Origin of the sequence: Pseudarthrobacter sp. IC2-21, from assembly GCF_034048115.1 — a bacterium.
GTDB lineage: Bacteria > Actinomycetota > Actinomycetes > Actinomycetales > Micrococcaceae > Arthrobacter > Arthrobacter naphthalenicus.
This window is the reverse complement of sequence record NZ_CP139145.1, coordinates 3,628,385-3,642,102: the sequence shown is the minus strand read 5'-3', so window position 1 is coordinate 3,642,102 and position 13,718 is coordinate 3,628,385. Positions and strand designations below refer to the sequence as shown.

Here is a 13,718-nt window from a genome sequence, read left to right as displayed (position 1 = left end):
CTTACTTGCTGAAACCGGCGGTCAGGCCGCTGAGTAATTGGCGGCGGGCCACGACGTAAACCACCAAGAGCGGCAGTGTCGCCAGGACCACGGACGCAAGGACCGCGGGGATGTTGACGCTGAATTCTCCCTGGAACGTCCAGAGCGAGAGCGGGAGGACCCTGGTTGAGGGACTTTGGGTCAGGATCAGCGGGAAGAGGAAGCCGTTCCAGACGTGCAGGGCGTTGTAGATGCCCACGGTGATGACTGCCGGCTTAGTCATGGGCAGGGCAAGACGCCACATCATGCTCCAGTCCGAGCAGCCGTCCAGCCGCATGGACTCGAACAGTTCATTGGGGACATCCCGCATGAAATTGGACAGGATGAGGACACTGACCGGGATGGCAAACGCCACCGACGGCAGGATCAGCGCCAGCAAGGTGTCATACATGTGCGCTTTGGTGATCATCCAGTAGATGGGAATGATGGTGGCGTGCAGCGGAATGGCGAGGCCAAGGAGGAACAGGTTGTTCGTCAGGCTGAGGAACCGGCTCCTGCCCCGGACGATCGCGTAGGCGGCCATGAAGGACACCAGAAGGGCGGGAAGGACCGTGCCGAGGGTGACGATGAGGCTGTTGGTGAAGTACCGGATGAAGTCGTTCTCCAGCACCAGCTTGTAGTTGTCCAGCGTTGGCTCCGCCGCCGGAAGCATCGGGTTGGACGTAAAGAACCCCGCCTGGTTCTTGAAGCTGGTAATCACCACGTAGTAGATCGGGATGATGATGACTGCGAGCCAGAGCCAGCCGCCCAGCCCGCCGAGAAAGTTGGGGCGCTGCCGTCCGGGACCCTTGGTGCGGGTTACCGGCTTGGTGGGGATGGTGCCCGCCGTCTCGGCGGGAGGGATAGGCAGTTGTGTCGTGGACGCCATCAGGCACCTTCCAATTGGCTCGCGTTGCGGTTCTTGCCGCCGAGACGCTGCAGCAGGAGCGCCATGCCCAGGCCGATGACGACGAGGATGACGCCAAGGGCGCTCGCGGCCCCCATGTCATTAGCTTTGAAACCCGTCAGGTACATGTGCAGCGGAAGCAGCCGGGTGCTGTATCCGGGTCCGCCGCCGGTGAGCACGAAGATGAGGTCGAAATAGGCCAGGCTGCCCACCACCATCAGGGTGGAGGACGTGATGACGGTGTACTTCAACTGCGGCAGCGTGATGTTCCAGAACTGACGGAGACGTCCCGCGCCGTCGATTTCGGCTGCCTCATAGAGCGAGGTGGGGATCTGGCGAACGCCGCCTTGGTAGATCAGGGTGTGGAACGGGACAAACTGCCACGCGATCACGAAGACCACCACGAACAGGACCAAGTCGGAATTCCCGAGCCAGTCCTGGGCCAGGATGGGCAGGTTGAACCCGGGGCCCAAGCCGAAGTTGGGGTCGAGCAGGGCCTTGAAGGCTATGGCGACTGCGGCAGATGAGAGCAGCAGCGGCAGGAAATACAGGACGGCGAGGGCCGCGCGGTATTTTTGTCCGCCCGCCGTGAAGACGCCCAGGAGCAGACTGATGGGTGCCTGGACAATGAACGAGAAGAACATGATCTTGGCTGTCACCACCAGCGCGTTGCCTGTTACCGGATCCGTCAGGACCGTCGTCCAGCTGGCCAAACCTTCCAGCTTGATCTCGCCCAGTCCGTTCCAACTCGTGAAACTGAGGAAGACGACGCCGATGAGCGGGACAACTGCAAATGCGAGGAAGAAGATCAATGCCGGGGCCGCGAGCCACCCCGAGGGGCCCGCATCGCGGACCCCTCGGTTAGAAGAACCAAGAGCCGTCATGGTCTCTTACTTTCCGATCGTGGCGTTCATGGTGCTGGCGAACTGCTCCGGGCTGATCTTCTTCAGGAAAATCTGGTCCAGGTTCGACAGCATGGCGTCTCCTTGAGCCGGGCTGAGGGCCTGGTCCCAGGAGAGCGTGAAGCTGGGAGCGTTCTTGGCCATTCCGTAGACGAAGTTCAGGAAGTCCTTATCTGGGGAGGCGTCGAGCTTGCTTTCGATGCCCTGAACCACTGGCACGGCACCCGAACTGATCAGAGCGTCGGTGTTGGCGTCGGTGAACATGCCGTCCTTGACGTAATCCAGGGCCGCCTTCTTCTGGGCGTCCGTGGCCTTGGCCGAGATGGACCAGAAGTTGGAGGGGTTGCCCACGACGTTAGCCGGGTCGCCCTTGCCGCCGGCAACAGTCGGGAAAGTGGTGAAGCCCAGCTTGCCGCTCTTGACGAAGTCCGCGGCATCCTTCTTCATTCCCTGATAGATCCAGCCGCCCTGCAGAATCATGGCTGCCTTGCCGGTGTACATCATGGCCTGGTCGGCGTTGCTGTCGGCAGCAATGGAGGAGAAACCGTTGACGAACCCGCCGGCGTCCACCAGCTCCTGGATCTTGGTCAGGGACTGAATCACGGCAGGATCGGACCATGCCCCCGGCTTGTTGGCGGCAATGTTTGCGAAGACCTCAGGGCCGCCAATGCGCTCAACGAGGTACTCGAGCCACATCAGGTCCGGCCACTTGGACTGTCCACCGAGCGAGAACGGGGCGATTCCGGCTTCCTTGAATTTCGGTACCAGGGCCATCAGCTCGTCCCAGGTCTTCGGGGCCTGAGCGCCCACCTTGTCGAATACTTCCTTGTTGAAGTAGAGGACCACCGGCTGGACGTTGTTGTTCGGCAGGGCGTAGGTCTTGCCGTCCACCTCGCCGTTCTTCAGCACTGCGGGCAGGTAACGGTCTTTGACCTTCGGATTGTCCTTCAGGAAGCTGGAAAGGTCGTCCACCTGGCCGGCATCGACATATGACTTGAGGACTCCGCCGCCCCAGCCATAGATGAACGTGGGGCCTTGACCGGCGCCGACTGCGGTCCGGACCTTGGTCTTGTATGCGTCGTTGGCGAAGAAGTCGAGCTTGATGGATTTGTCCGGATTCGCCTGGTTCCAGTCATCCACGGACTTCTGCAGGACCGGCTGGTTGCCGCCGGTGAGGCCCCACATGGCGGCCGAGTCACTGCTCACGTTTGAGCCGGCAGGACCTGCAGAACCGCAGGCTGCCAGGCTGATTGCCATTCCTGCGGCGGAAATTGCCAGGGCTGCCGAGCGCAACTTTCGAATTTTCATTTCGCTTCCGTTCATCATCCGGGCTCAACGCTGGGTCCCGGTAACGTGTGATGTGGACTTTGCATCTCGGCTTCGAGGCGGATTGTCCACGTCACTTTGGTCGGGGGTCGCACTGCCTTCCTTTCGAAATATTTCGAAAACTTGCGACCGGTGAGGCAAATCTAGCGGTGACCGACATCACAGTCAAGCACCGGATTGCCTTTGTGTGTTTTAGATTTTTTGAAGTCTGGTTGACCAGCGGTCCGATGAGCGGCAAGATATTGCCTACGAAATATTTCGAAAGAACGGAGCCATCCCTTGGCTACAAACGCCCGGCCCGAAAAGACCACCCTTGCTGCCGTCGCCCTCCAGGCAGGCGTTTCTGCGCCGACAGTCTCCAAGGTGGTCAACGGGCGGGAAGATGTGGCGCCGCAAACCCGGGCGCGCGTTCTGGCCGCCCTGGAACAGGCGGGGTATCAGTCGCCTTTGCAGCGACGCTCCGCGGCCAAGGCCAGCACGGTGGTGGAAGTGGTCATCGACGTGCTCGACTCCGCCTACACCGTCGAGGTCCTCAACGGGATACTGCAGCTGGCTGCCGCTGACGATGTCGAAACTTTGGTGAGCGTCACCGGACCGCCTGCCTCCAGGGGGCACAGCCCGGAGCGTCGGGCCCAGCGGATCATGGACGAGGGCAGGGCAGGAATGATTGTGGTGACCTCGGCTTTCAGCGAGGTGCAGCTGAATGCGTTCCGCCGCCGCCACATTCCCGTCGTCGTGATCGACCCGCTCAATCCGCCGCCGTCCGACGTGGTCAGCGTGGGAGCAACGAACTGGGCTGGCGGCAAAGCCGCCACAGAACACCTGCTGGGCTTGGGTCACCGGCGCATTGCCTACATCGGCGGCATAGAGAAGGCCGAATGCAACCAGGCACGGCTCCACGGCTACATGGCCGCTTTGACGGCACAAGGCCTGCAAGTGGATCCCCAATACATCATTTCCGGCGGCAGGTTCCGCCGGGAAAGCGGAGTCGCGGGCCTTAAGGCGCTGCTGAGGCTTGATCAGTGCCCCACTGCCATCTTTGCCGCAAGCGACAGCATCGCTCTGGGGGTGCTCGCTGAAGCAGGCCGTCACGGAGTGAGGATCCCCGATGACCTCAGCCTTATTGGGTTCGACGGAACTATCCAGGGGGAGCAGTCCATCCCGGCGATAACGTCCGTGGCCCAGCCGCTGGAAGAGATGGGGCGCGCAGCGTTGCGGTCGCTGCTCCGCCAGGCGCGCGGGGAGGTCCTTGACGCCTACCGCGTCGAGCTGGCCACGCACGTTGTCGTCCGTGACTCCACAGCAGCCCCTTCCGTAGCTCAATAACGCCGGCGAGAACCAGTGTCTTGAAAGGAGCGCCATGTCACCCATCGTTACGCCCAACGGAAAGCTGATCGCCCTCGAGTCGGGGGACTACAAAGCCACGGTCGCCACCGCCGGCGCAGGCCTGGTGAGCCTGTCCTTTCAGGGCAAGGACCTCGTCCTGCCCTTCCCCGCGGACGAACTGCCACCGGCCTACGCTGGAAAGGTCCTCATGCCCTGGCCGAACCGGGTGACCGGCGGCGGCTACACCTTCACCGGCCAACGCTTTGAACTCCCCGTCAACGAGGCATCCCCCGGAAGTGCGCTCCACGGGCTTGCCCTCTGGGTTGAATGGAATGTGGAACAGCGCTCGGACGCTGACCTGGTACTCACGCACCTGCTCCACGGAGAACCAGGCTATCCGTTTCAGCTGGCGCTCTCGGCGCGCTACTCGCTGGACGCGCGAACGGGCCTGCACGTCCAACTCGGTGCGACCAACTGCGGGACGGGACCCGCGCCCTACGGCTGCGGCTCCCACCCCTATCTCACCGTGAACGGCGAGGATGTTTCCAACTGCGAACTGAGCTTCAAGGCCGGCAAAGTGCTCCTGACGGATGAAAAGCTCCGGCCGGCTGGCCTCCTCGAAACCCCGGACACGGACTTCGATTTCTCCGAACCCCGGGTACTGGCTTCCCAGTCGCTCGACCACGCCTTCACCGCCCTCCCCGAGAGCAACTGGGCCGTCACCCTGCGCAACCCCGCCGTGAAGCTGGCGGCAGTGCTGGAAGCTGGCGGAACCGAGGCGCCCTGGGTGCAGCTCTACTCCGGAGAGCTGCGCGGGCGCAAGGGGCTGGCTGTTGAACCCATGACCTGCCCGCCTGACGCCTTCAACTCCGGCCAGGACTTGGTTGTCCTCGAACCTGGCCAGTCCCGACCCCTCGGCTTCCGGATCCACGCAGTGGAGGGTTAGCGCTGTGGAGGGTTAGCGCCGGCTTGGCGCGTGGGTGTGAGTAGCGGGAACAGGTAGGGCGCCGATGCTGAGGGGGTTGGCCAGAAACTGCGTAAAGGCCAACTCGGCTGCCCCGAGCATCATCAGGTCTGTGCCCAGTTCTGCCCGGTAGATACGTACTTGGCTGGCTGGCCCGTCCAGGGCCTGGGACAGCAGTTGGTTTTCCAGAGTTCCGGGGGAGAGGGAGTGCAGGACGCCTAGGAACCCATCGAGCACGATCGCTTCGGGATTGAAAATGTTGACGGCGTTGCGCAGGGCTATCCCGAGGTAGTTCAGCTGCCGCGCCACTTCCTCCGCCACTTCGGCGGTGCTGTTCTTTGTGAGTGCCTCTTCCAGTTGGGCTGCGTCTCCGCCGGACAGTCCTGCGAGGTCGAAGAGCCGGGACTGTGCGACTTCAGTTTCAAGGCATCCGGTGGCGCCGCAATGGCAGGTGCCACCGTCGGTCCGGACAAAGGAGTGGCCGAGCTCTCCCGCGAAACCTGAGGTGCCTCGCAGCAACAGGCCGTTGCAGATCACGCCGCCGCCGATGCCGCTGGCGCCCCCGTTGAGGTAGATAAGGTTCTCGCGGCCGGCCCGGTCTCCTGCGCCGAAGATCAGCTCCGCCTCCGCCGCCATGGAGGCGTCGTTGGCGGCCTGGCAGGCGTAGCCGGTTGCCTGGCTGAGCATGCTGGCGACAGGCTCATCGCGCCAGCCCAGGTGCGGGGCGTGCCGGACGACGCCGTCAGCACCGTTGACCAGCCCGGGCACGGCCATGCCAATCCCGGTGATCCGGTAGGACGTCTCGAGCTCGGTGCGCATGCCCTCGATCACGGCCGCGGCGATGTTAACGGCCTCTCTGGCTGTCGGAATCCGGTCCGTGGCGAAGCGGATCTTCTTTTGGACCTTCCCGCCCAGGCTCACCAGGCCGATGGTCACGGCGTCGATCTCGGGGTTAACGGCAAGGGCAGCTGTGGAGGGGCTCGGGTGCACGTCCGGGCTGGGCCTGCCCACGTGGGCGCCGCCGGAGGGCGGCGTCTCGTAGACGAGCCCTACGGCGCCCAGTTGGCCGATCAGTGTTCCCACTGTTGAGCGGTTGAGGCCTGTCATTCTCGTCAGCTGCGCCCGGCTGAGGAAGCCGTGGTGGTGGACGAAGGATGTGATCAAGGCCAGGTTGTTCCGCCTCGAAGGGTCCGGCTCGCCGTACGGCAGCGGCTGCGCAGAAGCGGTGGAAAGCGTGGATGCGGGGGAGGAGCGGCTTTTGGGTGTCATCATCGGTTAATCGTTTCCGAACACAGTGCGGTTGAGGAAGTCGTTGCGGAACTTGCCGGTGGGATCCATGCCGTCCGCCAAAGCGATGAAGTCAGCCATGCGCGGGTACAGCGGCCTGATGGCTTCGGCCTCGGTGCCAAAGAGCTTCCCCCAGTGGGGCCGGCCTGAGAAGGGGGCGAGTTCCGCTTCGAGCAGGGGCAGCACGGCCTGGACGGCGGGCTGGTCCTGTCGCCACGTGAAGTGCAGTCCGATTCCGTCCCGGCCGTAGTTCGGGCTCAGCCACAGCTCGTCTGCCGCGACCGTGCGGATCTCACCAACGAGCAGCAGCGGAGTTACCACGTTGGAGAGCTTCCTCATGGTTCGGATGGCGTCCGTGGCGTACTCGCGCGGGATCAGGTATTCACTTTGCAGTTCGTCCCCCCTGCTTGGGGTGAATTCCATCCGGAAGTGGGCCAGCCGGTCAGACCAGGGCCCCGGAACTCCGAGCTGCTGCGTGCAGTTGCTGCCGGATACGCCGGGAAGTGGATGCCGTGCCTGGGTCGCGGGGACTGCCCCAAAATATTCAGGTGAGTGTCCGGCAGGCTGCAGATCGCGGGTGCGGCTTTTGAGCCAGGCCTGCTCCACCGTGGTTCCGCTCCAGTCGGTAAACAGGCTCACGCTGTACGCGGAAGCCGTCACGGCATCAAAGTTCTCCAGGACCTGATCCCAGGGGAGGCGTTCGTGGACGGTTTGGCTGACCTCGAACGTGGGTTCAATCTTTAGGGTGAGGCGGGTGACGATGCCAAGCGCTCCCAGCCCCACCACCATGCCCTCGAAATGGTCGTCCCCTTCGCGCGCCGACAAGATGCTGCCGTCAGCGGTGACCATCTCCAGACCTGCGACGGCAGTGGCCAGGTTGCCGTTGGCATCGCCCGAGCCGTGCGTCGCCGTCGCAACCGCCCCGGCGACCGAGATATGGGGAAGGGAAGCCAGATTATGCAGCGCGAAACCGCGCCGGTGAAGTTCAGCTGCCAGGGTCCCGTACCGCGTCCCCGCATCGACGGTCACCGTCATGTTCAGTGGGTCCACGGTCATGCCTTGGGCCACCCGGTCGAGGACCACCAACGGTCCTGTGGTGTCCGCGATGTCGTTAAACGAATGGCGCGATCCCAGCGCCCGGACGCGTTTTTCACTCCGGACCAGCTCCTGCAGCTCCTGGAGGCTGGCCGGATGGGCAATCGCGGGGGCGCGGTAAGTGTGGTTGCCGGCCCAGTTACGTTCGGTCGCTAACTGCTGCATCGGGGCTCTCATCCATTGGTTTCTGCCGTGACGGGGTCATTTGGTGTGAAGCCAAACATAACAGCGCGGGCCTGGGAAGGCCACGCGCAGCTCTCACAGCAGCTAGAAATAAGTGCTTGACATCACAGAGAGAACGAATATGTTTGTTATCGAAACATATTCGTTTCGCCATACCCCGCCGCGCTAATCCCTCGGGGACCAGCCCCTAACCATCGGAGCATTTCCATGACGATTCAGCCCACGCGTGAAGACAAATTCTCCTTCGGTCTCTGGACCGTTGGCTGGGAGGCCCAGGACCAGTTCGGGTCAGCCACCCGGCCGCCGCTGGACACGGTCGAGGCCGTCAACCGGCTCAGCGACCTCGGCGCCTACGGCCTGACCTTCCACGACAACGACCTTTTCCCGTTCGGGTGCTCGGCCGGCGAGCGCCAGCGGGAGATCGACCGTCTGACCGGTGCCCTCAAAGCCACCGGAATGGTTGTTCCGATGGTCACCACCAACCTGTTCAGCCATCCCGTCTTCAAGGACGGAGGTTTTACCAGCAACGACCGCGGCGTGCGCCGCTTCGCACTGCGCAAGGTCCTGGAGAACGTTGACCTGGCGGCCGAGCTGGGTGCGGAGACGTTTGTGATGTGGGGCGGCCGTGAAGGCAGCGAGTACGACGCCGCCAAGGACATCCGCGGTGCGCTCGAGCGCTACCGCGAGGCCGTGAACCTGCTCGGCGACTATGTCACTGACAAGGGATACAACATCCGCTTCGCCATTGAGCCGAAGCCGAACGAACCCCGCGGCGACATCCTCCTTCCCACCCTGGGCCACGCCCTGGCGTTCATCGAGACGCTGGAACGTCCCGAACTGGTAGGCATCAACCCGGAAACCGGCCATGAGCAGATGGCGGGGTTGAACTTTACCCACGGCATTGCCCAGGCCCTGTATCAGGGCAAGCTGTTCCACATCGACCTCAACGGCCAGCGCAGCATCAAATTCGACCAGGACCTGGTCTTCGGCCACGGCGACCTGCAGAACGCCTTCTCGCTCGTGGACCTCCTGGAAAACGGCGGCCCCGACGGCGGCCGGGCTTACGACGGCCCGCGCCACTTCGACTACAAGCCCAGCCGCACCGAAGACATCAACGGCGTGTGGGACTCCGCCGCGGCAAACATGCAGACGTACCTGTTGCTGAAGGAGCGGGCCAAGGCCTTCCGGGCAGACCCGGACGTGCAGGCGGCCCTGGAGGCGTCCAGGGTTTCCGAGATCAACCAGCCCACCCTGAACCCGGGCGAAGGCTACGAGCAGCTGCTCGCGGACAAGTCCGCGTACGAAGAGTTCGACGCCGATGCGTACTTTGGCGGGAAAGGCTTCGGTTTTGTGAAGCTTCAGCAGCTCTTTATCGAGCACCTGCTCGGGGCCCGCTAATACCGTGATGGATGTTCCCGTGAACCTCGTTGCGGGGGTGGATTCCTCAACCCAAAGCTGCAAGGTCCTCATTGCCGATGCCGAAACGGGCGCCACCGTCCGCGAGGGGCGGGCCGGGCACCCTGACGGCACGGATGTCCATCCGGATCACTGGTGGCGGGCTTTGGCGGAGGCCATTGACGACGCCGGCGGGCTGGGCGACGTGAGTGCCGTCTCCATCGCGGGCCAGCAGCACGGAATGGTGCTGCTGGACCGGGACGGCGTTGTGCTGCGCCCGGCGCTTTTGTGGAACGACACCAGGTCTGCCGGGGCCGCGGCCCAGCTCATCGCCGAGGTAGGCGCGAAGGAATACGCCCTGCGGACAGGCCTGGTGCCTGTGGCTTCCTTTACCGCCACCAAGGTCAGGTGGGTCAGGGACCACGAGCCGGAGATCGCGGCGCAGGTTGCCGCCGTCGCGCTGCCGCATGATTGGCTGACGTGGCGTCTGCGCGGCTTTGGCCCTGCGGCGTCCAGTCCCTTGGGCCCCGATCTTGAGCAGCTGACCACAGACCGGTCCGATGCCAGCGGCACAGGCTATTGGAGCCCCGAATCCGGGGCCTATGACCTGGAACTGTTCAAGCTGGCTTTCGGCCGGGAAGCCCGTGAAGCCCGGGAAGCGCGTGGAGACGGGAGCCCTGAGGGGCCCGGCGGCATCGTTGTCCTGCCGCGTGTCCTTGGCCCCGGTGATACTGCGGGGCAGGTCCATCCTGCGTGCTTCACGGCACAAGGCGAGGAACCGTCCGGGGCGGGCCCGATCGCCGGCCCTGCCAGCGGCGGAATCGCCGTGGGACCCGGAGCCGGCGACAATGCGGGAGCTGCACTCGGCCTGGACATCCGGCCCGGGGATATTGTGGTCTCGGTGGGAACCAGCGGCACGGTCTTTGCGGTCACAGCCGAGCCCTGCGCGGACGCCACCGGCACCGTTGCGGGCTTCGCCGACGCGACCGGAGGTTACCTTCCCATTGCGGTGACGCTGAACGCGGCGAGGGTCCTCAGCTCCATGGCCGGCCTGCTGGCCGTCGATTTCGACGGTCTGGCCGAGCTGGCGTTGGAAGCGGAGCCAGGCGCCGGGGGAGTGGTGCTCGTGCCGTATTTCGAGGGTGAGCGTACGCCCAACCTGCCGGAGGCGAAGGCCGGCCTGCACGGCCTCAGCATCGCTTCCACCACCCGCCACAACGTCGCCCGGGCAGCTGTCGAAGGCATGCTGTGCGGACTGTCCGGGGGGATGAGCGCGCTGCGTGAACTGGGGGTGCCGGCACGCCGGCTGCTGCTGATCGGGGGTGCGGTGCAGAACCCTGCTGTGCAGAAAATTGCGGCGCAGGTCTTTGACCTTCCTGTGGTAATCCCGAGCCCCGGCGAGTACGTCGCGCGGGGGGCGGCCGTGCAGGCGGCCTGGACCCTCACCGGTAAGCGGCCCCAGTGGCCTATGGCGACGACAAGCACGCCACGGCCGGACTTCCGGCCAATCATCGGCGTGAACTACCAGCGCGTGAGCGGCCGAATTCAAGCCGGCGACGGAGGTTCAGGCTCGGGCGACGCCGGCAAGGTCCGCGCGCCGGGACTTTCGGTCATTGACGCCCCTGTGCGGACCCGCCACTATGGGGCTAAGGGAGCGAGGGAGTCACCATGACCGTTGCCGAAATCCAGGTGGACCAGCGCGTGATCGGGATCGATTCACGGCGCTTCGCCTCGGTGGAAAAAGCGCTGGTGGAGCTGATCACCAACAGCGACGACAGCTACTCCCGGCTGGAAAAGGCCGGTGCTCAAGTGACCGGCCGGATCCGCGTCGGCTACGAGCGCCACCTTGCCGGGGCAGTCCTGACGGTCAGCGACCAGGCGGAGGGCATGTCGTTCGAACAGGCCGGGCGCATCCTCAGCTACGGCGGCGCGCATAGCCCGCTCTCCCGCGGCGAGGGCGTCGGCCGCGGGTACTTCGGCCGCGGACTTAAGCAGGCCATCTTCGGCCTGGGGCACGGCTGGATCGAAACCATCCTCAACGGCCGGTTCACCCGCATCGACGTCTTCCGCGGCGAGAACGGCGGCTACCTTTACGACGACGATGGCGCGGACCGCCGCGCGTTCCCCGCGGACTACGCCCGGCTCGGGATCGCCGACGATAGTCAGGGCACCCGGGTGACGATCGTCGTAGACAATCCGCATGTCACCATCACCCAGCACGCCACTTTGCTGCAATCGCTCTCGGACAACATCTACCTTCGGGATGTGCAGGCCCGGCGCGACGTGGAGCTGGTGCACCGACGCCCCGGCGCCGAGGATTACGGCAGCGAAAGCATCCTCTTCCAGGAGCCGCCGGCCACCGTGCTGGTCGGCCCCGATCAGCCCGGCAGCTTCACCGTTGACGGCGAGGAGTATCCGTTCACGGTCACGCTCAAACGGGCGCAGGGCGTGGAGCTGACGCTCAGGGGTGATGAGCGCACCGCCGGCCTGGTGGTCGAATCCGGGATGGCCGTGCTCGACTGCCAGCTGTTCGAGTACGAGAACCAGGTCGGCACGGAATACCTCTTCGGCACTGTCCGCTGTGCGGCACTGACCGAAATGCTGGGCCGCGGCAAGGCGATCATCAGCGACGAGCGGGAGGGCCTGAATCTCAAGGACCCCTTCGTGGCAGCATTCTCCCGGGCCGTCGGCCGGATGATCGCCGGTCCCGTGCAGGCAGAGAAGGAGAAGCTGAAACACCTGGAACGCGCCAGCACGTCCGGGCGAACAGCCGAGATGATCGAACATCTGTTGCAGCACATGAGCGAGGCGGCCGTCGTCGACCTCGGGCTGGAAACGGCGCCGGCGCTCCTGAACAGGGACGGCACGACGGCGGCCGAGGACCTACCCGCGGCCCTGCGGTTCACCACGCCCTTCTACTACCGCCCGCCGGGGCACCCGTTCCACATTGCGCTGCTGCTGGACCCGGGTCAGTTGCCCGACGGCGGGACGCTCACCTTCGAAATGGGCCTACCTGGCTCGCTGCGGATTGAACCCGCGCCTGCCCCGGTCACGATCAATGCGCTGGCGGAGACGCGGCGGCTCGAGTGGACCGTGAGCGGGGGACAGCCGGGCGACAGGGGCGAGATCACCGTCCGGGCAGGCGACTACTGGGCGCTCTGCGAAATCGTCATCGCCGAGCACGCCTCCCGCCGCAGCGCCGACCAGCCGCCGCACCACGCCATCGCCACCGCTGAGGCAACCCCGGCTCCGGCGCACCGCGAGGTCCACCGCGCGAGCCGGGACCACGGCGTCGACCTCTTCACCGGCTATGACTTCCGTAATCTGCACAACAGCGCCGACCGTGCCGTTTACAGCGCGGGGGAGCGCAAGGTCATCATCAACACCGCCGCGCCCACAGTCCAGCTCTACGTCGACGGCCGCGGCCGATTCCGGGATTCCGCCCGGCTGCTGCTGGCCGAGCTGTTCCTGGACGTGATCTCCGACGAGCTGGCCAGGCGCCGCGTGGAACAGCGCGGCCATGCCGGGGACCTCGAGGCCTTCCAGGCAGCCAAGAGGGACCTCATCCGGCGCTACGGGAGCGACATCCACCGCACGTTCCTGGGGTAAGGGCCTTCAGGGTGCCAACCTCACGGCATCTGAAGCACGCCCACTGCCGCCACCAGATACGGCGCCGGATCGGGGTCCGTCCCCGCGGCCCACCGCATCCAGGCCTCGAACGTTGCACCCATAAAAGCGGCGCACAGGTACCCGGCAACGTCCTCGCCAACCCCTGCCGCAACCAAATAGGCCCGCGCCCGCTCGCGCTGCGGCGCCAGGGATTCGTAACTTCGGCTGGCCAGTTCGGGGTGCTCTGCAATCAGCCGCAGGCGCCCGCGCGTCACGGACAAATCCGGAATAGCGGCAGCCCCCGCAACAGCCGCCGCGCGCAGGCCGGCCAGCACGCCGGCGTCGGGCGTTCCGGCAGTGCGGGAGGCGTCCGGAGTGCGGGCGGAATCCAAAACCCGGCCGGAAGCCTGGACCGCCGGCTCCATGCCGCCCCAGATGAGCTCGGCTTTGCTGGAGAAGTACCGGTACAGGCTCTTTCGGCTGATTCCCGCCTCCCGCGCAATGTCCTCCATGGAGGTCTGCTCGTAGCCGTGCTCGGCAAACAGCCGCAGCCCGACGGCGGCCGCGGCGTCGGGATCGATTGTTGGTGGACGGCCGGGAGGGCGCGGAATCTCGCTACTCACAGCGTCAGACGTAGTCTCAACAGAACTCACCCTTACATAATGACACAGCGTGTCATAAGGTGTAGTCCACCACACTAAGCAAC

The 13,718-nt window shown here is 64.9% G+C and carries 11 protein-coding genes; 5 read left to right on the top strand and 6 right to left on the bottom strand.

Going from position 1 to position 13,718, the window contains the following annotated elements:
• Nucleotide 1 precedes the first annotated feature (1 nt).
• From SBP01_RS16840 to SBP01_RS16830, 3 genes are read right to left on the bottom strand one after another with little or no spacing between them, the layout of a single operon-like run.
• Nucleotides 2–907 (bottom strand): carbohydrate ABC transporter permease, encoded by a 906-nt coding sequence (locus SBP01_RS16840; RefSeq protein WP_320536594.1) that lies wholly within the window; start codon nt 905–907, stop codon nt 2–4.
• Entirely contained in the window at nt 907–1,809 is a 903-nt protein-coding gene (locus SBP01_RS16835) for a sugar ABC transporter permease (protein ID WP_320536593.1), read from the bottom strand. The genes SBP01_RS16840 and SBP01_RS16835 overlap by 1 nt, the downstream gene beginning before the upstream one ends.
• Before the next feature lie 6 nt (nt 1,810–1,815).
• Complete coding sequence (locus SBP01_RS16830) at nt 1,816–3,135, bottom strand: extracellular solute-binding protein (protein ID WP_320536592.1); 1,320 nt, start codon at nt 3,133–3,135, stop codon at nt 1,816–1,818.
• 297 nt (nt 3,136–3,432) lie between these two features.
• Here SBP01_RS16830 and SBP01_RS16825 point away from each other — a divergent pair, with 297 nt between their 5' ends.
• Both SBP01_RS16825 and SBP01_RS16820 read left to right on the top strand, forming a co-directional pair.
• Nucleotides 3,433–4,479: a LacI family DNA-binding transcriptional regulator gene (locus tag SBP01_RS16825; protein WP_320536591.1), complete on the top strand. Its 1,047-nt coding sequence runs from the start codon at nt 3,433–3,435 to the stop codon at nt 4,477–4,479.
• Nucleotides 4,480–4,513: 34 nt separating this feature from the next.
• Complete coding sequence (locus SBP01_RS16820; protein WP_320536590.1) at nt 4,514–5,425, top strand: aldose-1-epimerase; 912 nt, start codon at nt 4,514–4,516, stop codon at nt 5,423–5,425.
• A 12-nt stretch (nt 5,426–5,437) separates the two neighbouring features.
• On the opposite strand, the gene SBP01_RS16815 is transcribed toward SBP01_RS16820, so the two are convergent.
• Both SBP01_RS16815 and SBP01_RS16810 read right to left on the bottom strand, forming a co-directional pair.
• Nucleotides 5,438–6,715 carry an ROK family protein gene (locus tag SBP01_RS16815; protein ID WP_320536589.1) on the bottom strand — a complete coding sequence of 426 codons (1,278 nt, stop codon included), beginning with the start codon at nt 6,713–6,715 and terminating at the stop codon, nt 5,438–5,440.
• A 3-nt stretch (nt 6,716–6,718) separates the two neighbouring features.
• Complete coding sequence (locus SBP01_RS16810; protein WP_320536588.1) at nt 6,719–7,990, bottom strand: D-arabinono-1,4-lactone oxidase; 1,272 nt, start codon at nt 7,988–7,990, stop codon at nt 6,719–6,721.
• A gap of 225 nt (nt 7,991–8,215) precedes the next feature.
• On the opposite strand from SBP01_RS16810, the gene xylA reads away from it, so the two are divergent.
• From xylA to SBP01_RS16795, 3 genes are read left to right on the top strand one after another with little or no spacing between them, the layout of a single operon-like run.
• Nucleotides 8,216–9,406: a xylose isomerase gene (gene xylA, locus SBP01_RS16805; RefSeq protein ID WP_320536587.1), complete on the top strand. Its 1,191-nt coding sequence runs from the start codon at nt 8,216–8,218 to the stop codon at nt 9,404–9,406.
• A 7-nt stretch (nt 9,407–9,413) separates the two neighbouring features.
• Nucleotides 9,414–11,075, top strand: a complete 1,662-nt coding sequence (locus SBP01_RS16800) for a xylulokinase (RefSeq protein WP_320536586.1) — start codon at nt 9,414–9,416, stop codon at nt 11,073–11,075.
• The gene (locus tag SBP01_RS16795; protein WP_320536585.1) at nt 11,072–13,012 is read left to right on the top strand and encodes an ATP-binding protein; all 1,941 of its coding nucleotides are present in this window, start codon (nt 11,072–11,074) and stop codon (nt 13,010–13,012) included. The genes SBP01_RS16800 and SBP01_RS16795 overlap by 4 nt, the downstream gene beginning before the upstream one ends.
• 20 nt (nt 13,013–13,032) lie before the next feature.
• Here SBP01_RS16795 and SBP01_RS16790 read toward each other — a convergent pair whose 3' ends face one another.
• Nucleotides 13,033–13,635, bottom strand: a complete 603-nt coding sequence (locus SBP01_RS16790) for a helix-turn-helix domain-containing protein (RefSeq protein WP_320536584.1) — start codon at nt 13,633–13,635, stop codon at nt 13,033–13,035.
• Nucleotides 13,636–13,718: the final 83 nt, after the last annotated feature.